Source organism: Flavobacterium ardleyense, assembly GCF_042686085.1.
Taxonomy (GTDB): domain Bacteria; phylum Bacteroidota; class Bacteroidia; order Flavobacteriales; family Flavobacteriaceae; genus Flavobacterium; species Flavobacterium ardleyense.
On sequence record NZ_JBHUOL010000019.1, the window covers coordinates 16,068 to 34,776 of the forward strand.

Here is an 18,709-nt window from a genome sequence, read left to right on the forward strand (position 1 = left end):
GTTAATTGATATAAAGTTAGTAACCCTTAAAAGAATAAGATATGAAATAAAAACACTAACACTCTGATTAAACCTTAAAATTAAACAAGCGTATCCCGAAAAGCTTCAAGAGTAGGGAAATTTAAAACTTATAATCATGAAACAAAATTCTTTAAAATTAAAAATGGTAAGAAATGCGATATTATTCGTACTCTTAAATTTATCGATTTCATCTTTTGCACAAATTCAAGTAAAATTTGCGGATACCACTAATGCATTAACGATGACTAGTAGTATTATATCTGACGGTGTACATAATTGGAAAAAACTCACTATTACAATTCCATATTTTGCGAATCATTTAAATGCATTTCAATTTAAAACAGAATATACTCGTCAGGGGTGTGGTTATCCTACGCAAAATTATGTAATGATAAATGTAAATGGCTTCAATTCGCAATATCAAAGTATTTATGATCAATCGAAACAACCGTATTACGACATAACTAATTTGGCAGTTGGTAGTTATCCCTATATTATAAAAAGTATTTGCAATCTCTCTGAGATACCAAACTCTATCGAAAGGATAATTATTGAAGTAGTTAAAGAACCTGCTCCATTATTAAACCTGACAATCGCAAGCAAATGTGGTACTAACAAAAAGGGGCTGTTTACTGGGTATATAGAGTTTAACGCAAGCGGTAGTTATACAAATGCAAGTAAAATTTACATTACAGCAACTAACAGCTCAAATGGATGTCCTACGTATGCTGAAGTTAAGTTGACACAATTATCAAATAATTCTAATTTGCCAAATAACACTTTGTCAAATAGTACTTTTTACAGTTGTAACTCAAACGGAACCTATACTGTTAAATTAACATACAGAAATATTACAATAAAAAACAAACCAATCTCACATCAAATTTTACCGCCAGATAATGGCTGGAATGGCTACACATTTAAAAAATCTTTCCGAAACTGCATGAACGTTATGGATCCTATTCTAGTACCTTTTACACCTCTTAAAGATACAGGCGTAGAACATGAAGCAGGAATAACGATGAAGAATCCTGTACAGAATGAGGTAAGCTTCATCTTAAGTTCAGATGAAAAAGCAAATTATGAAGTTCAAATTTATGATTTTTCTGGATTGCCTGTGAAAAGAGCTAGTTTTAAAGCTATAAATAGCAAAACTACAAATACTATAAATGTACAAGATTTGAAAAAAGGAATCTATTTAGTAGAAATTACAAATGGAGATTCTGTAATAAGAAAAAAAATGATTAAAGAGTAAGCTTCTTTTAAATATGAAAACTCCAGTTCTGCTGGAGTTTTTTTTTAATTTTCAACTCTAGGTTTAATAAAAGAAAGAATCTAATTTGAAACAGACAAAATCAATAAAATTTATAACAATATAATTATTTGATAATTATTGAAGGAAACAGTTTTTCTACAAACTCCTTATCCGTAAAACCTAAATTATCAAAAGGCTTTTTATAAATATTAATTGCGTATTGATCTCTCTTTTTAAAAACCGCTTTAGTTATTACATTCTCTATACCAACGTAAAAGGAATAATCTGTGTCAGGTTCTGTTTTTAATCTATACCGAGTTGCGTCTTTATTGACCGCTAAAAAATCAACTGCAGTCTTTTCGAACTCTCTAGCATTTAAAATTTTTCCATTAATTATAATTTCTTGCTTACTATTTAGCTCTATGTCAAGATATTTGATATGCTCTCTTCTCTTAGTGTTAGCTGCTGGTGATTCTAAAAGACTTTTTTCATGTTTAGAATCTAAATTTACTTGATCAAAGAATATCAGAATATTAAATTTATAAAAATCTTCAATAGTATCTTCTTTCGCTAGAATATTTGACAGTTCGCTAGAAAAATCTTTATAATTGACCTTATCAGAAGTAAATAAAGTAGCAATTTTCTTTTGAAATAAAATCAGTTTTTCAGTTTTTTCAATTTTTGAATAGCAGTTTTTAATCGAATCAAAACTAAAGTAGTTTAGTCTATTGATCTCTTCTAAAAAATTAGTATCTGGGAATAACACTTCTTCATCATTGTTTGCAATACTATTTAATAATTCAAAATAGCTTTTGGATGAATTGTCTTTCAGAGTTTTGTTTAAAATTAATTCATTTTCATAACTTTTAATAGCTTCTTTGAATTCAAACCCTTTATCAGAGCAACTTTCAAAAATGCACTCCATTAATTCATATTCCGCGTTTTCACCTTGATTGTTGCATGAGAAAATCAGCACTATAATAAAAATAAATTGTAAAAATTTAATACTATTTCGCATAACACTATAATTCATCACTTGTAAAACTAATCTGCTTTCTTTTTTTATAGGGACGCATTATTAATCGGGCCTCGCGATCGAAACGAACGTAATTGTAAACCCAATTTAAGAAGACAACGGCTTTGTTTTTAAAGCCGATTAAAGAAAATAAATGTACAAACATCCAAACAAACCAAGCAAAAACACCACTGAACTGGTAATTTGGCAAGTCTACAACGGCTTTGTTTCTACCGATGGTCGCCATTGAGCCTTTGTCTTTATAAACAAATGGTTTCATTGGTTTTTTTGCTAATAAACGTACTAAATTTTCTCCTAATAACTTTCCTTGTTGCATAGCAGGTTGCGCCATCATAGGATGTCCTTGCGGATTTTTATCTGAAACCATTAATGCAATATCACCAATGGCAAAAATATTATCATAGCCTTCAACCTGATTGAATTGGTTGACTTTAATGCGATTGATTCTTGTAACAAAACTATCGGCTTTTAATCCGTGCGGCAAAGCGCCTTGCACTCCGGCGGTCCAAATGACTGTTGCAGAATCAAAAATTAAATCGGAATCAGTAGTTACTATTTTTCCGTCATAACCGGTTACACGCACATTTTTCCAAATGCTAACACCTAAATCTTGCAGGAATTTGTCGGCCTTTTCTGAGGCGTTCTCGCTCATGGTATTCAGAACGCGATCGCCACTTTGAATGAGGTTGATTTCCATTTTACGGACGTCTAAATCGGGGTAATCTTTTGGGAGAATGGCTTTTTTCATTTCGGCCAAAGCTCCGGCTAGCTCTACTCCTGTTGGCCCAGCACCCACCAAAACAAAATTCATTAAACTATGGCGTTCGTCGATATCGTTAGTTAGTAAGGCTTGTTCGAAATTTTCTAAAATTAGACTTCGGATGTTTAGCGATTGCGGAATGGTTTTCATGGCCATACTATTGCTTTCGATTTCCTTATTTCCAAAGTAATTGGTTTTAGAACCCGTTGCAATGACTAAATAATCGTATTTTAATTCGCCAATATCGGCATAAATGATGTTTTTGTCGCCGTCAATTTCACGGACTTCGCCCATTCTGAAATAGAAATCTTTGTATTCTTGAACGATTTTCCGAATTGGGTAAGCAATTGAATCGGGTTCTAATCCGCCAGTTGCTACTTGATACATTAAAGGTTGGAAATTGTGATAGTTGTGTTTGTCTAATAAGACAACTTGTACGTTTTTATTGCGTAATTTTTTAGCTAAAGAAATACCACCAAAACCACCACCAACAATTACAATTCGAGGAAAACTACTACGAGGTACATTCATTTTTTTAAGCACTAATTATAGCTTACGAAGATACGAATTTGATTAACCATTCATTAATTTTTATGCAGGAATGTTGCTTTGAAAAACTAAAAAACTCATAATTTCTTTAGCACTACTATTTCATAGCCCTGATAGTAATGGAAAGCTTTTTATGAAAGAATGCTATTTTTTGTTGTTGTAAAAAAGCGACCTAAGGAGCTCTTTTTAGAACTTGCAAAAAAAGTATTGTTTGTAAAAACTTGTAATGGATAGCAGGAAATAGCTCCAAAAAAGAAGTATACTTGTAACAATATACCCCATTTGACTACTTATTGAATATGAAATCAGAATTGGAAGCACTCTTTGTACAGCAATTAAAGGAAAATCAGAATATAATCCACAAAATTTGTCGGTTATATACTACTGATGGTGATTCGCATAAAGATTTGTTTCAGGAAATTACGATTCAGTTGTGGAAGGCGTTTCCAAACTTCAGAGGGGAGGCTAAATTTACTACGTGGGCTTACCGAGTGGGACTAAATACTGCGATTACACTTTACAGAAAAAAGAAAAGAACGATTGACACAATTGAGTTTGACAATACGTTTCACAAGGTAACGCAGGAGGATTACAATTTTGAGGAAGAGGAGAAATTAAAATTATTATACAGCGCAATAAGTGAGTTAAATGACATTGAGAAAGCGCTAGTTTTCTTGTATTTAGAAGACAAAAATTACACTGAAATATCTGAAACATTAGGTATCAGTGAAGTAAATGCACGGGTAAAAATGAACCGTGTGAAGGGAAAATTAAGAAAAATATTAAATCCTTAATTATGGATGAATTAGAAATATTAAAAAAAGACTGGAAGAAAAACGAAAACGTTTTTGACCAAGTTACAGAAAAAGAAATTTATGGTATGCTCCATAAACGATCCTCATCTATTGTAAAATGGATCTTGATTATCAGCATTTTAGAACTTGTATTATGGAATGTAATTTCTTTTTTGTTCCCTGATGATAGTTACGCAAAAACCACTGTAGAAAATCATTTAGACAAAATAGTAGGCATAATAGAAATCTTTAATTATGTGGTTATTGTATTCTTTATCTATTTGTTTTACAAAAATTATAGAGCAATAAATACAAGAGATACGGTAAAGGAATTAATGAATAGTATTCTAAAAACCAGAAAAACAGTACAATATTACGTGTGGTATAATGTGGGAATGGTGTCATTTTTATTTGTGCTAGGCCTGACTTACCAATTTATGTATGACTCTAATATGCAAAAATTGATTAATCAAGGGACTCAAAGTGAAAATTCAGGTAATTTTCAGTTGATATTCGTCATAACAATTTTTGTTATAGTAGCTTTAATTTTCATTGGCCTTATTTGGTTGTTTTATAGATTACTTTATGGAATATTAATGAAGAGACTTCAAAAGAATTATTATGAACTTAAAAAAATAGATTTTTAATGAAACAGTTATTTTTATTTGTTGGGATTTTTGCTTCCCTATTCGCCAATTCACAGGAATTAGAAAAAAGCTTACTTTGGAAAATTTCAGGTAATGGATTGAAAAGTCCTTCTTATTTATTTGGAACAATTCATGCTACTTGCGACGCTACTCTTGATGCAAAAACGATCAAAGCCCTTGACGACACCGCGCAATTATTCCTAGAATTAGACATGGACGATCCTGCAATGCAAACGGAAATGATGAAGTACATAAAAATGAACGGTGAGGAAAAACTTTCAGCTTTAGTAAGCGCGGAAGATTTTGAAACAATCGACGCTTTTTTATTGAAAAACATGAGCTTTTCAGCTAAGATGATCGAGGAATTTAAACCTTTCATGATTAGTGCTATGTTGTTACCAAAACTTCTTGATTGTGAATTTAAATCCGTAGAATCAGAACTAATGCGCATTACTAAAGAGCAAAAGGAAGAAGTATATGGTTTAGAAAAAGTGGAAGACCAGATGAAAGCTTTTGACGCTATTCCTTATAAAACACAAGCAGAAGAATTACTTAAAACCGCTAAAAATGGTTTAGAAAAAAGCAAAATAGAATTCCAAAAAATGATGGACAGCTATAATAATAAGGACATTGAGGCAATGTTGGCGATGATGGATGATCCTGAAAATAAAATGACTTTTGAAAATAAAGACGTTTTGCTAAATAACAGAAATAAAAACTGGATTCCAGTAATCGCGAAAGTAGCTAAGGAAAAACCTACATTCTTTGGTGTTGGCGCAGCGCATTTAGCTGGAGAAGAAGGTGTTATTAAATTACTTCGCAAGGCTGGTTATAAAGTACAAGCCGTAAAATAATACAATAATATTAATAAAACAAAAGAGAGGCAATTGCCTCTCTTTTGTTTTATTAATATTTCCACATTCTCTCTTTGTCTAATTTAGCTTGCTCGTCTAATATCTCAGTAGGAATAACCTTTAAAAACGAAGGGTGTTGCTCTATGGCGTATTCTATCATTTCTACTACTTCATCTACTGTTGCATTATCATAATCAATTTTCAAAGGCTCCTTAATTACAAAAGACTGTAAAATACCTTTCTTCTTAATTCGCAATCCTTTTCTGTCAAACGAACGGCGAAAACCATCAATCACAATCGGAACGACAATAGGTCTGTGTTGTAAAATAATATGTGCTGTTCCTTTTCTAACCGGTTTAAAAGAACGCGTTGTTCCTTGCGGAAAAGTAATTACCCAACCATCTTCTAGTGCAATTTTGATGTTTTCAGTATCATTAGGATTTACTTCTTTCTTTTCCTTAACATCTTCTCCCTTTGCTCTCCAAGTGCGTTCTACCGTAATGGCTCCAGCATAAGCCAAAATCCTAGGCAACAAACCTTCTTGCATGGTTTCTTTCGCCGCTACATAATACATGTTTAGCTTTGGATTCCACAAATAAAGTACATTATTGATGTTGTTTTCTCTACCTTTTAAACTTGCATTAAAAACGTGAAACATTGCCACAACATCTGCAAAATAAGTCTGGTGATTAGAAATAAACATAACATTTGTATCTGGCAAACTTCTAATAATCTCCGAACCTTCAATTTTTAATTGGTTAAAACTCTTATAACGCCTGTGTGTAACAAAAGCCGCAATGCGTATTAACCAAGTTTTTAAAAACAATATATGTCCAAAAGGATTTCTCTTAAATAACCCCATAATCTATCTTTTTATTAACAAAGCAAGACGCAAATGTAGTAAAACCAACCATTTTTCAAAGGAAAAAAGTATAAATTCCACTATTAATTTAATCCTAAAGTAAAGCACTTTTTATGTTTTCTTTTAACTCACTCATCATCATGGCAGTAGCTCCCCAAACCACATATTTATCCACCATAAAAGCAGGTACCTCAATATCAGTTGCATAGGAAGTACTCATAGTAACTTTAGTAATACTTTTCTCACTCAAGAAATCTTCCATTGAAAATTCTAAAACACGTTTTACCTCGTGTAAATCAGGAATAAAAGTTAATTCTTGTTCTGAAATCCCCATAAATGGCGCGACTAAAAAGTTACTTGGCGGAATGTAAATCTGACTAAATGGTTTGATAATTTCTACTTTTTCTCTGTGAATCCCCACTTCTTCATGCGTTTCGCGCAAAGCGGTTTCTTCTAAATTCAGATCCGACTCCTCCACTTTTCCACCTGGAAAACCAATCTGAGAGGAATGTACACCAGGGTAAGTATTTCTAACGATTAAAGCTAAGTGCGTTACTTTATTTTTTGGATAAAACAACATTAAAACAGCGGCTTGTCTTGGGTTTTTATTTTTGTAATTTTCTTCTTTTAAATACGAGACACGTTCTAAGGGTGCCATTTTTGCATGCGCATCCGTAGAAAGCAATTTTTCTTTTTCTATCTTTGGAATATATTTAATAAAATCTTTAAAAAGCATACCCTTAAAATTTTAGCAATCTTAAAGGTAACAATTTTTTAAAGAAAATAACATTCATAATAAAAAAATATGTTTAGTAAAGAAGAAGCGTTGCAGATAAAAAAAGATTTCTGGATAGCATTTGCCGCTGAATACCCTAGAAAGTGGTTGTTATACAACACAAAAATCAAAGATGTTACTTTCAAATTTCACGTAGACAACAAAAAAGCACAAGTTTTATTAGATATAGAACCAAAAGACGAAAATAAACGTATAGTATATTATGAGAAGGTAGAATCTTTAAAAAATATTCTTGTAGAAGAGTATTTACCAGATGCTATTTTTGAACGCAATTTCTATTTGCAAAATGGAAAAATATTAAGTCGCGTTTGGGTAGAAATCGAAGGAATAAGCATTAATAACAAGAACACTTGGCCAAGAGTTTTTGAGTTTTTCAGCGAAAAAATGGATGCTTTTGAACGCTTTTTCTATGAACATGAAGACTATATTAAAGATTTAGAAATCAACACCTAGTTCAAATAATTTGTAAATTAGTTAACAGAGTATTTGAATTAAAACTATTAATTTTGAAAAAATGTTACCTATGAAAAATTTATTTTTAGTACTTTTAGTTATTACGGTACAATCATGCCAATCCCAAGAAAAAGAAAAAGCAAAAAATATGAAACCAGCAATTGAAAAAACAGATGCAGAATGGAAAGCCCAACTTTCTGATATAGAATACGAAGTATTAAGAAACAAAGGAACTGAGAGAGCTTTTACAGGTGAATATTACAATCATTTTGAAAAAGGCAAGTACGTTTGTGCCGCTTGCAACAACGATTTATTTCTTTCTCAAATGAAATTTGAATCAGATTGTGGATGGCCGTCATTTGATAAAGCTATCGAAGGCTCTGTAATTTATAAAAAAGATATAAGCTTTGGCATGGTGCGTACTGAAGTAATGTGCGCCAAATGCAACGGTCACTTAGGACATGTTTTTGATGACGGACCTAGAGAAACTACTGGACAACGCTTTTGCACCAACTCCGTATCTGTAAAATTCGTTCCTGAGGAAAAATTATAATATGCTAATCCATTTCGTAAAAAACAATTTAGAAGAAAACATAAATTTACTTCGACAGTTGACCAATGCAGAATTAACTACAAAAAATTTGAAGTTGAGTCAGGCTACTATTGGCGAACATATTCGGCATAGTATCGAATTAATGAATTGTTTGTTAGCGAATTACGAAACTGAAATTATAAATTACGACATCAGACAAAGAGAAATTAAAATTGAAACTGATGTTGATTATGCGATTGCGATTTTAGAAAATCAAGTCACAACAATAGAAAAACCAAACAAATCACTTTCACTAGTACACAATTGCTACAGTGAAAGTGAGTTGTTACCTACTAATTACTTTAGGGAATTATTATATAATTTAGAACACAATATTCACCACCAAGCCTTGATAAAAGTGGCCTTATTTAGCTTGCCTCATATTCAAGTTTCTGATTCATTTGGCGTTGCGCCATCAACTCTTGCTTATAGAAAAGAATGTGCACAGTAACTTTTATTCCTACTTCAACCGGATTTGCAATCACTTCTAATCGAGATGAAAGAGTCGCCCGAAAACGTGCTATTGCTCCTATCGCTTATGAAATTTATGGTTGTGAAATTACCTTCCCAAAAGATCCACAAGCCGGTGGCACTTGGATTGCACAAACCGATAACAAAGTAATTGTTTTATTAAATGGTGGTTCAGAAAAGCACGTAATAAAAACTTACTATCGCAAAAGCAGAGGTTTGATCGTTTTGGAATTAGCGAGTTCTTCTGATAGTTTAAACCACTGGGAAAACATCGATTTAAATGGCATCGAACCTTTTACTATTGTCTTGTTTGAAAATAATAAATTGCACCAACTGCAATGGAATGAAATTGAAAAAACTAAAATCGAATTCTCTATAAACTCACCTCACATTTGGTCCTCCTCTACCTTATATTCCAAAGATATTAGAGCCAAAAGAGAAAGATGGTTTACTGATTTTATGACGAATAACCAAAATCCAACTGCGAAAACCATTTTAGATTTTCATCAATTTACAGAAAGTCAAAACACAGCATACGGTTTACAAATCAACCGAAATAATGAATTGAAAACCATCAGCATTACGCAATGTTTGATTACTTCAGAAAAAATAGAAATGTCCTATTTAGATTTAATTGCATAACATGATGAAGTTGAGACTTTTCATTCACAAAATCACGAATTGGGAATATTGGCCGTACCAAGTTGTTTATTTGCCCGTGTATTTTCAGTACCTTTTTTATGCTATAAAAACAAGATCGCTTTTTTATTTTAACGCCTCTAACCCCACCTTTAAAAATGGCGGTTTTTTCCTGGAATCAAAGAAAGAAATTTACGACTTAATTCCCCAAGAATATTATCCCAAAACTCTTTTGATTTCTTCTAGTGAACCAATTAATGGAATCATTACTAAGATTAAAACCGAAAACATTCAATTTCCATTCATCGCCAAACCTAACATTGGATTGAGAGGAACTGCTGTAAAAAAGATAAATACGGTGGAAGAATTAGAAAATTATGTAGAGAAAGCAAAATTCGATATACTGATACAAGATTTGATTCCTTATGAAAATGAAATCGGACTTTTTTATGTAAAATTGCCAAACCAAACCGGAAAAATTACTGGAATCGTTTCTAAAGAATTTATGATTCTCACTGGAAACGGTAAAAACACCTTGCGCGAATTAATTCAACAAGATTTACGTTATTTATTTCAGTTAGAAACACTCGAAGAAGAATACAAAGAACAATTAGCAATCGTTTTAAAGCCTGGCGAAACCATTAATTTAGTTCCTTATGGCAACCATTGCCGTGGCACCAAATTCGTTGATGCAAGCTTTGAAATCACACCTGAAATGACAGAAAGCTTCAATAAAATCTGTCAGCAAATCGAAGGCTTTCACTTTGGCCGAATGGACATTATGTATCATTCCTTTGCCGAACTATCACAAGGAAAAAACTTTCAAATCGTGGAAATCAATGGCGCAATTAGCGAACCTACGCACATGTATGATCCAAAACATTCGTTGTTATTTGGCTGGAAAGAACTCACGCGTCACTTCCATTATATGTATTTGATCAGCAAACACAACAAGCAAAACGGTGCCAATTATCTTACCTTCAAAGAAGGCGTTCAAGAATTCAAAAACCACCACAAGCATTACGATACCATTTTAGAATTTTAGGGCGTGCCCTTTCAGGTCGGGCTTTTCGCTACAATCTTTTTGTTTTTAAAAAGAAAAACAAAAAGGATTTCCACTACTATCCCTCACGCAAACTTGTGGTAAAATCATAATTTAGAGATATTACTTAATTTCAGTAGCTTTTATAATTATTGATTCTTTGATTTTTTTTAATTGACAAATTCGTAGAACGATTTTTAGGATTATAAATTTGTAAAAATTTCCGAATAGTATTGTTTATTTATTATATTTGAAAATAATACGCTAAACAATAGCGGGTATAAACTATTTACCTGCAATTTGAGCGGAAATAGGGATTAAAAGCTAAATTTATTATCATTTTAGAGAAGAAAGATGACCAAATTAAACACATTAGAAATTCAAAATTTTAGACACATTGAAAATCAAACAATCGAATTTGGTAAATATCTAACAATTATTACTGGTTTAAATGGTACCGGAAAATCTTCTATATTGGGGTGGATTGCTCAATTGTGTGACTACAAAGCTAAAGATTTGACAATTTTAGATACATTTTTTAAGGAAGATTATAAAAACGTTTTTAAATTCTGTCCCGAAAATGATTATGAAAAAGAATATGAAGTAACATTTAATTATACATCATCAGGTTCATTATTGGAAGAACGCAAACAAATAGCTACAAGATATGCAGTGAAAACTGAAAAATCTCCCGAAAGATACAGAACTGATTTTGATGGTAGAGGAAAAGCTTTAGATCACCCTGTAATTTATTTAGGATTGAAAAGATTAATTCCTCTCGCAACCGAAAATAAAATATTAACATTTGACTCTACAATTTCGGCAAAATATTCAATTACATACTCTAATCTAATTAGAGAGATATTTGTTCTTATCAATGACAAAGTAAATCCTCAACCTGTAAAATCAACTAATAAAAAATTATTAGCTATTCAAACGGAAACCTATGGCCATTTAGGTAATTCAGCCGGTCAGGATAATATTTCGCAAATAATTTCGGCCTTAATTTCATTTGAAATCTTAAAGGATAAAAAAAAGGAGGAATTTAAAGGTGGCATAATATTAATAGATGAATTAGACTCAACACTATATGCTGCATCACAATGCAAATTAATTGATGTGCTTTTTCGTTATGCTAGAAAACTTGATATTCAAATAATTTTCACAACCCATTCAATAGAAATACTAGAACATTTAAATAACAAATTAGGAAATGAAACAAAAGTAAATTATTTTAATTTAGTTGATGGTAAAGTAAAAAATACATTAAACCCCTCAATCGAATACGTGAAACGGAAAATTAAAAATGAAGTTTCTGAAACAGCAAAAATTGAAAAAATAAATTTTGTTTGTGAAGATGAAGTTGCTCAATATTTTACTCGAAACTTAATCAATAATAGTGACTTAAAAAAAATAATAAATATCGAAAAAGGACCTTTTGCTGACGGTACAATTGTTAGTATGGCAGAATCAAACCACGTAATATTAAAAAAAGTTTATTTTGTTTTAGATGGTGATGTAAAAGAAAAATTTAAGAATAAAAAAACTCCTCCAAGAACTGTTTTTCTGCCTTCTAATACAAGACCAGAAACTATTTTCTACACATTCGTCAAAAACTTATCAGATGAAGATGAATTTTGGGATGACGAGAATAATTTTACAAAATTGACCTGTTTTAATAATTATACTAATGATGGAAAAGGAACGCATAAAAGTTGGTTTGTTGATAGTATTAACAAGCGCAATTTTGGTGTTGGTTACGCTAAAATAATAAACAGATGGAAAAAAGACAACGCGTACGAAGTCGAAGCTTTTCTAAATGATAAAAGGAAAATACTATAAACAAACTGCTGGTAAAACACATCTTGCACCATTTGCGAATTTAGTGGAATTATCGTTTTTAAATCGTATTTTCATTTAGCCGAAAATACTCGTCTTCGTAAGTAACAAACGGCACAATGTGCGAGAACGTTAGCAACTATATTAAAAAAACTATATGTATAAATTATTCTTTTTAGGTGTAATCGGATTACCAACATTAATATTACTAATTGTATTAGTTCTTGTTATTAAATACTTATTCTTTAATAATAACAATTCTAAAACTGAAAACAACTTAAATGAAGTATACAATACATCAAAAAATGTTATCGGAAACAATTTGACAAAAGTCAAAAAAATTGCTGAACAAAATATAAGTAAATCTTACATAAGTAATTATAATTGGCTATTAGTAAATGAAACTGATGAAAATATCATTTATACTTTCAGAAATAATGACGAACTTCTAATAACAATTAATGGTATTGTTGAAAAATATAGTTATGAATTAATTGTAGACAATAACAGTATCTTAATTACAAAAAGCAATATTATTCAACATTATAATATTGTTAATAAGCAAAATGAATTTCTGATTTTACAACTTTTATCAACAGATAATCTTTTAATTTTCGCAAATCAAACAAAATATAAAGATTATATAAAATCAGAATTAAAAGAAATTGCCAAGGGAATTGCGAACAATTAAAATACAACTGCCAAAAGCGGTGACCGTTGCACAACATCATTTAAATTAAATTTCCTGATAAAAGTAATAAAACCAACCTCTTTTAAAGACATTTAAGCGAGGTTGGTTTTTAAGTTTTACAATTTTCATAAAAAGTGAAATGAGTATTTCACTTTTTATGAAAATATGTAGGTCGTATGCCTAAACTACTAATCTATAGAAATTATCCGCTGAAACTAAATCAATTAGATTAACCGAAACAAATAATTGGGGTGCGAAATTCTTTTTTCCTTGCATAATTAAAAATACAAAAAATCGTATTTATCTAAATGTTTTTAGGTATATTTGATAGTTGTGCAACAAGCACAGCGGTTAGCAAAAACCACAAACGCTTAGTTTTTCCTTCGGCAAAACCTCTATGAGTCGAAAAGTTGTTTTATATTTGTTGTGGTTAGTCTTAAACCCTTGTGGCTTTCGATAGCCGCAATCCGTTAGCCAGAAGCTGAAAAAATGAAATTCCAATTAACAATCATTCTGACCTTAATCTTTAATTCTCTACTTGTTGCCCAAGTGGTTGAACCTGATAGATTTTTAGAAAAAGGTGAAATTGAATATCAAACTCTACTTAATCAACTTTCTAAATCTGATTTGAAATTATGGGAGTCGAAATTAATAGAGATTCAATTAGAGTCAGTTAAGCTTACCGATAGTGTTGAGACATATAAAGAAATTTATACCAAAATCAATGCTGAACATCTTTACTCATTTAAATACTTAAATGTTCTCTATGGTTACGTTTTACCCAGAAAAGTTAGAACTATTAACAATCTCAGTTCTAAAATTATCAAGGATTCTATTTTAACGAAATTAATAGTAAAAAGAGATTCTTTAAAAATTTCTTTAAGTAAATATGCCAATACTGAAAATGCTTCAAAATTTGGACGAACATTCAATAAGTATTTATTAGCCAGTAACGAGTTAGACGAAATCAGCAAAAGTAGGGACACACTTCTATCAATAACCTATCAACCACAAGATAATCCGTACGATAAATCATATAATATTCAACATTACGTAATTTATGAATGGAAAAACAAAATCAGTAAACTTTCTGAATTAGATAATGAGTTTACTAACCTAAAAATAGAATTAACCTCGAACGAATATAGTTTGATTAAAGAACCAAATCCAGTTATTCCAACAATATTTCAGTTTGCAACTTTATTGATTCTAATTTCAAATTTACTCGTCAACTTTGGATTTAATTCAAGAACCAAAATTATATTATATATGGTTATTCTCTCTCTTATTACTTCGGTAGTTTTATTATTTATAAGTGAGTACACAATATTGAATTCAGCAATAAACATTGTTGTTCCAGGAATAATGTATCTTATTTATTATAAACGTAATAAGTCATTAGCTAATAAAGAGTAACGATAAACAAAAACACAAAAATCTCGATGACAAATAGGGAGTATAAAAAATCATTTGAAGATGAAGTTGATTGGACAATAATTGACCAACTTCATTCTGCAACTTCAAGGTTTAGTACTGCAAGTATTGAATTGAAAAAAATGTTCATTATTCTGATTGGAATATCAATTCCTGCAATAATAAAACTAACCGATTCTAAACTTGATGAATCTCTTTTTGTTACTATTTATGTATTAACTTTTACCTTTTGGTATTTAGATGGTTTTACATATTTCTATCAAGAGAATTTAAGAGCTAAAATGGATGAAAGATTTGAAAAACTAAAACGCAAAAATACAGTCAGCCCAACTGAAGATGAAAATTCAGAAACTGACGAATATACATTACCTGATAACCGGAAAAAATCGGATAGACGATCACGAGCCTTTTTGAATTCATCCGTAAGGATTTATCAAATATTTTTTATTCTTAACACGATAGCCTTTGTGCTTTTCATAAAAGGACTTATCGGATGAAAATTTTTATTAGCTATACTACTCGAGATAGAAATATCACAAAAGAATTTTTGTTAAAGCTATATAATGAGCTTTCCGAATTTGAAACTGTATATATTGATTTGATTCACAATGATTCAGATAATAAGCAAAAAAGGGTTTTTAAGGAATTAGAATCTGCCGACCAAATTGTATTAATAGAAACAGAAAGTGTTTATGATTCAAATTGGGTTAAAATAGAATTAGAAAGTGCTAAAAGTTTGAAAAAGGGTATCATCAAAATTCCGTACAATGAACTAATTGAATTACTAAAAGCGAAAAAAAGCCAGTGGCTAACAACGTATATAAAAAATAGTGCGAGTAATTACTAACACAAAGGTTCGGGCTTTTTTTGAAAGTCACCAAATTTTTAAGTTTGACAATTTCCTAAAATTAAAAGAATTAGTAAAATTTAAAAATTCGGCTTGTTTTCAACCGAAAAATTATCGCGTATTTTCAGCGCAACTTTTCATATACAAGAGCGTTAGTAGTAATTTAAAAAAAAACGTGCTTAAAATAATTTCACTTATGAATCAGCTAAAAAAAATTCAAAAAATTTTTTCTGTTTTTCATGACGGAACAATACAAAATTGGAAAGGTAATCTTGAAAAACTTCACATTGAAGTAAGTTGTCAATATTTAGCAGAAATAATTGACACATCTTTTGATTGTTTTTATATTGAACTACAAAAAATTGATAAACTTGAATTATTTACTGTTATAGACAATAAAATTGATAACGAAATTAATGAGCCAAAAATAATTCAAAATATAAAAGCAATATTTAATAATGAAATCGATATTTTTCACGCAAAAATTGTAGAAAATTATGTTGAGATTAATTGCTGGCAAATAAACGAACAGGAAAACTATGTTGCAAATAATCTATTATTAAGTTGTAACAATATTAAAGTTTTTAATCAGAATAAAATTGAAATTTCTATAGAAAAATTATTTGAAATAAGTGACTATTACTGGGCTAAATTCTAGGAAGGAAAATAGAAAACTACCGCTAACAGAAGTTAAAAGTAATGGCTAAGGCAAGGGCATACTTCCGAATTTTCTCCGAAAATTCAAAAGTTTACATTATATTTGTTTTGGCTTGGTTTTGGTTCGTCGCCACTTCTTTTAGCTGCAAAACTTTGTGCAACATTTATGAAAAATACGACTATAATTATATTTCTTCTAATATCAAAACTAGTGTTTTCTCAAAATGAGCAAACACAAAAATGTTTTAACAGTGAAAAAATAGCCATCTCTGACTTTGAAAGCAATAAATTAATAGGACATTATAGTCATATTGAAATAGAATTCAATACTGACAATGACTTTGAAATGTTCTATCAATATTACATTTTTTCCAAATATTCAATTCTACTTGAATTTGATTATCAAGCCTACGATGAATGTTATATAGATAAAATGGATTTTTTGATACGTAAAAAATTTGGAAATGATATCTATTCTGAAACTAGAATAAATACTCTTGAAATGCATAAAAATTTAAGTCGAGATCAAAAATCTAAAATGTTGGACATATCAAAATATTATCCCGTTGTTGAAAGCGAAGCCAAATATGCAGGAAATGATTATCATTTAAATAAATATTTAAAAGAATGTTTTACTCCAATTTCAACAGAAAAAAGACCTTACAGAGCAATTGTTTTACTAATTGACCGAAATGGAAAATTAACAGATTTTGAAACTGATACGGATAATTTAATAGAATCTATTAATAAAAAAAGCTTAATTAATATGGTTAATTCTTTTGGCACTTTTATTCCCGCATACATTTTAGATAGAACTGTAAATTCAAAGTATAATATATATTTATTTTAAAAATAACTATTGCTAACAATGGTTTTATAAAATGGCTTGGGCTTGGTTTTTCCTTCGGAAAACCTCTATGAATCATAATTTTTTCTATATTTGCTTTGGTCTGTGATTAATCAAAGCCACTTTATAAAGCCATTAAACGTTAGCAGAAATAGAAAAAAAACTAACGTGAATAAAATATATAAACTCTCTTTTAACATTTATAGAATAGTTTTAATTTCAATTTTACCATTATACTTTATTTCAAAATTTATAGTTGGGATTGGTGGACATAATTCAACTATAAAAAATTCTAAATATTTACTATTAATATTTATATGCCGTACTTTTATTTTCTTAACATTGTTGAATAATACTGAAAAAATCAAAAACACATTAAGAAATTTAATACGATTCTCTTTAGTTGGTTTAATTTCAATAAATATTTGGTTTTTAATTCTTAAACTAAATAATTCTTGGACTCTTTATAAAGAACATAATTTTGGAATTGGAGATAACATTCCTGTCATAATTATTATATTTTTAATATTCTTATGTTCTATACTAATGATTGTAATAGTAAAAAATAAAATCTAGAATCCTAATCGTTCATGAAAAAATGAATTAAAGCAAAACTACTTCTGCCAACAGCGGTGACCGTTGCACAACATCATTCAAAATCAAATTTCTTGATAAAATCAATAAAACCAACCACATTTAAAGACATTTAAGCGAGGTTGGTTTTTACGTTTTGTGTCGTTTTTAGAAAATATGAACTGCTTAAAAAGTCTATTTTTAGGTCATAAAAATGCATTTTTATATAGCTGTGTGCTTTCTGCAGTTCTAGTTGTACATTTTGTGTGGTTTTTTAACGACAAATCGTAAATATTTCTTTAAGTTATAAGTCAAGGACGCCATCAAGACGTGTTTGTTGGCATTTTTGATTCCTCTGGTGTTGACTAGATTACTCACTTTTTTTTATTTTTTTTTGGAGTTCGTGAATGCTGAAGCATTTCATGTTAGTAAAATTTACCAACGTTCCGATCAAAGGTTCGACTGTTTTACTTCGTACTCTAACCATTTTCTTGGTGTATGCCGGGTTTTTATTTAGCTTTTGGTGCATTCGGTCGTAATGCTCTTTGTGGATGCTGTCGTCTCATTTTTTTTCCTTGTTCTTTTTCCTAAAATCAGAAATACTATGATACTTAGGAAATATCGCGCATAAAAGCCATTGAAGCTCAATGTTTCTAACGCATTCTTTTGGCAGTTTTTTAGAACTGCGAAGGCCATATAGATACAATTTGAGGAATATTTTAGTATAAAAACTAGGGCGACATTCAGATTTGATAGTTTGAACCAAAAAACCCAAGGCTTCTGAAGATAAAGCACCTACAAAAGCATCTATAAATCGAATAGGATTTTCTGATGAAATAGTGTCTTATAAACTAGAAAAACACATTTGATTACGCGGTATTCCTGTGATGTGTTGCATCATTAAATATACGACTTTTTATCCTTTAATTAAAATAATTTGACTATTTTTGAAAGAATAAAACGTTAGTTTTTTCACAGACTGACGTTGTACAACATTTTGAATGAGATACTTAATTAAGATAATATTACTAATAATTTTAGTTTCATTTT

Annotated in this window: 21 protein-coding genes and 1 pseudogene; 16 read left to right on the top strand and 6 right to left on the bottom strand. The window is 30.2% G+C overall.

The features are described 5' to 3' along the window. The first annotated feature begins 136 nt into the window (after window positions 1–136). Window positions 137–1,276, top strand: a complete 1,140-nt coding sequence (locus ACFSX9_RS13020; RefSeq protein ID WP_379808376.1) for a T9SS type A sorting domain-containing protein — start codon at window positions 137–139, stop codon at window positions 1,274–1,276. 124 nt (window positions 1,277–1,400) lie between these two features. Here ACFSX9_RS13020 and ACFSX9_RS13025 read toward each other — a convergent pair whose 3' ends face one another. After that, window positions 1,401–2,294: a hypothetical protein gene (locus tag ACFSX9_RS13025; protein WP_379808378.1), complete on the bottom strand. Its 894-nt coding sequence runs from the start codon at window positions 2,292–2,294 to the stop codon at window positions 1,401–1,403. A gap of 4 nt (window positions 2,295–2,298) precedes the next feature. After that, window positions 2,299–3,603, bottom strand: a complete 1,305-nt coding sequence (locus tag ACFSX9_RS13030) for an NAD(P)/FAD-dependent oxidoreductase (RefSeq protein WP_379808380.1) — start codon at window positions 3,601–3,603, stop codon at window positions 2,299–2,301. Window positions 3,604–3,920: 317 nt separating this feature from the next. Here ACFSX9_RS13030 and ACFSX9_RS13035 point away from each other — a divergent pair, with 317 nt between their 5' ends. The 3 genes from ACFSX9_RS13035 to ACFSX9_RS13045 are packed head-to-tail and all read left to right on the top strand — an operon-like array spanning window position 3,921 to window position 5,916. After that, complete coding sequence (locus ACFSX9_RS13035; RefSeq protein WP_379808382.1) at window positions 3,921–4,415, top strand: RNA polymerase sigma factor; 495 nt, start codon at window positions 3,921–3,923, stop codon at window positions 4,413–4,415. A gap of 2 nt (window positions 4,416–4,417) precedes the next feature. Beyond that, window positions 4,418–5,062, top strand: a complete 645-nt coding sequence (locus ACFSX9_RS13040) for a hypothetical protein (RefSeq protein ID WP_379808384.1) — start codon at window positions 4,418–4,420, stop codon at window positions 5,060–5,062. Further along, entirely contained in the window at window positions 5,062–5,916 is an 855-nt protein-coding gene (locus ACFSX9_RS13045; RefSeq protein ID WP_379808386.1) for a TraB/GumN family protein, read from the top strand. The genes ACFSX9_RS13040 and ACFSX9_RS13045 overlap by 1 nt, the downstream gene beginning before the upstream one ends. Window positions 5,917–5,968: 52 nt before the next feature. On the opposite strand, the gene ACFSX9_RS13050 is transcribed toward ACFSX9_RS13045, so the two are convergent. After that, the gene (locus tag ACFSX9_RS13050) at window positions 5,969–6,778 is read right to left on the bottom strand and encodes a lysophospholipid acyltransferase family protein (protein WP_379808388.1); all 810 of its coding nucleotides are present in this window, start codon (window positions 6,776–6,778) and stop codon (window positions 5,969–5,971) included. 94 nt (window positions 6,779–6,872) lie between these two features. Continuing rightward, the gene (locus ACFSX9_RS13055) at window positions 6,873–7,514 is read right to left on the bottom strand and encodes an NUDIX hydrolase (protein ID WP_379808390.1); all 642 of its coding nucleotides are present in this window, start codon (window positions 7,512–7,514) and stop codon (window positions 6,873–6,875) included. A 69-nt stretch (window positions 7,515–7,583) separates the two neighbouring features. On the opposite strand from ACFSX9_RS13055, the gene ACFSX9_RS13060 reads away from it, so the two are divergent. The 12 genes from ACFSX9_RS13060 (at window position 7,584) to ACFSX9_RS13115 (ending at window position 17,089) form a co-directional block, all read left to right on the top strand. Further along, window positions 7,584–8,027, top strand: coding sequence for a DUF4268 domain-containing protein (locus tag ACFSX9_RS13060; RefSeq protein WP_379808392.1), 444 nt, complete (start codon window positions 7,584–7,586; stop codon window positions 8,025–8,027). A gap of 70 nt (window positions 8,028–8,097) precedes the next feature. After that, a complete protein-coding gene (gene msrB, locus ACFSX9_RS13065) occupies window positions 8,098–8,580 on the top strand; it encodes a peptide-methionine (R)-S-oxide reductase MsrB (RefSeq protein WP_379808394.1) in 483 nt (160 codons plus the stop codon). A 1-nt stretch (window position 8,581) separates the two neighbouring features. Next, the gene (locus ACFSX9_RS13070) at window positions 8,582–9,070 is read left to right on the top strand and encodes a DinB family protein (protein ID WP_379808396.1); all 489 of its coding nucleotides are present in this window, start codon (window positions 8,582–8,584) and stop codon (window positions 9,068–9,070) included. Continuing rightward, window positions 9,058–9,732 (top strand): NRDE family protein, encoded by a 675-nt coding sequence (locus ACFSX9_RS13075; protein ID WP_379808398.1) that lies wholly within the window; start codon window positions 9,058–9,060, stop codon window positions 9,730–9,732. The genes ACFSX9_RS13070 and ACFSX9_RS13075 overlap by 13 nt, the downstream gene beginning before the upstream one ends. A 229-nt stretch (window positions 9,733–9,961) precedes the next feature. After that, entirely contained in the window at window positions 9,962–10,774 is an 813-nt protein-coding gene (locus tag ACFSX9_RS13080; RefSeq protein ID WP_379808400.1) for an ATP-grasp domain-containing protein, read from the top strand. A gap of 351 nt (window positions 10,775–11,125) precedes the next feature. Next, on the top strand, window positions 11,126–12,613 hold the full coding sequence (locus ACFSX9_RS13085) for an AAA family ATPase (protein ID WP_379808402.1): 1,488 nt from the start codon (window positions 11,126–11,128) through the stop codon (window positions 12,611–12,613). Between the two features lie 154 nt (window positions 12,614–12,767). Next, window positions 12,768–13,301: a hypothetical protein gene (locus tag ACFSX9_RS13090; RefSeq protein ID WP_379808404.1), complete on the top strand. Its 534-nt coding sequence runs from the start codon at window positions 12,768–12,770 to the stop codon at window positions 13,299–13,301. A gap of 489 nt (window positions 13,302–13,790) precedes the next feature. After that, window positions 13,791–14,717 carry a hypothetical protein gene (locus ACFSX9_RS13095; protein ID WP_379808406.1) on the top strand — a complete coding sequence of 309 codons (927 nt, stop codon included), beginning with the start codon at window positions 13,791–13,793 and terminating at the stop codon, window positions 14,715–14,717. Between the two features lie 26 nt (window positions 14,718–14,743). Next, entirely contained in the window at window positions 14,744–15,232 is a 489-nt protein-coding gene (locus ACFSX9_RS13100; RefSeq protein WP_379808408.1) for a hypothetical protein, read from the top strand. Beyond that, window positions 15,229–15,582: a TIR domain-containing protein gene (locus ACFSX9_RS13105; protein ID WP_379808410.1), complete on the top strand. Its 354-nt coding sequence runs from the start codon at window positions 15,229–15,231 to the stop codon at window positions 15,580–15,582. Before ACFSX9_RS13100 ends, ACFSX9_RS13105 begins: the two co-directional genes overlap by 4 nt. Before the next feature lie 175 nt (window positions 15,583–15,757). After that, window positions 15,758–16,240: a hypothetical protein gene (locus tag ACFSX9_RS13110; protein ID WP_379808412.1), complete on the top strand. Its 483-nt coding sequence runs from the start codon at window positions 15,758–15,760 to the stop codon at window positions 16,238–16,240. Window positions 16,241–16,405: 165 nt separating this feature from the next. Next, window positions 16,406–17,089 (top strand): hypothetical protein, encoded by a 684-nt coding sequence (locus ACFSX9_RS13115; protein ID WP_379808414.1) that lies wholly within the window; start codon window positions 16,406–16,408, stop codon window positions 17,087–17,089. Between the two features lie 837 nt (window positions 17,090–17,926). Here ACFSX9_RS13115 and ACFSX9_RS16085 read toward each other — a convergent pair. Both ACFSX9_RS16085 and ACFSX9_RS13120 read right to left on the bottom strand, forming a co-directional pair. Beyond that, window positions 17,927–18,221 (bottom strand): annotated as a pseudogene (locus ACFSX9_RS16085) (hypothetical protein); the annotation flags it as partial. Then, on the bottom strand, window positions 18,222–18,434 hold the full coding sequence (locus tag ACFSX9_RS13120) for a transposase (protein WP_379808416.1): 213 nt from the start codon (window positions 18,432–18,434) through the stop codon (window positions 18,222–18,224). Window positions 18,435–18,709: the final 275 nt, after the last annotated feature.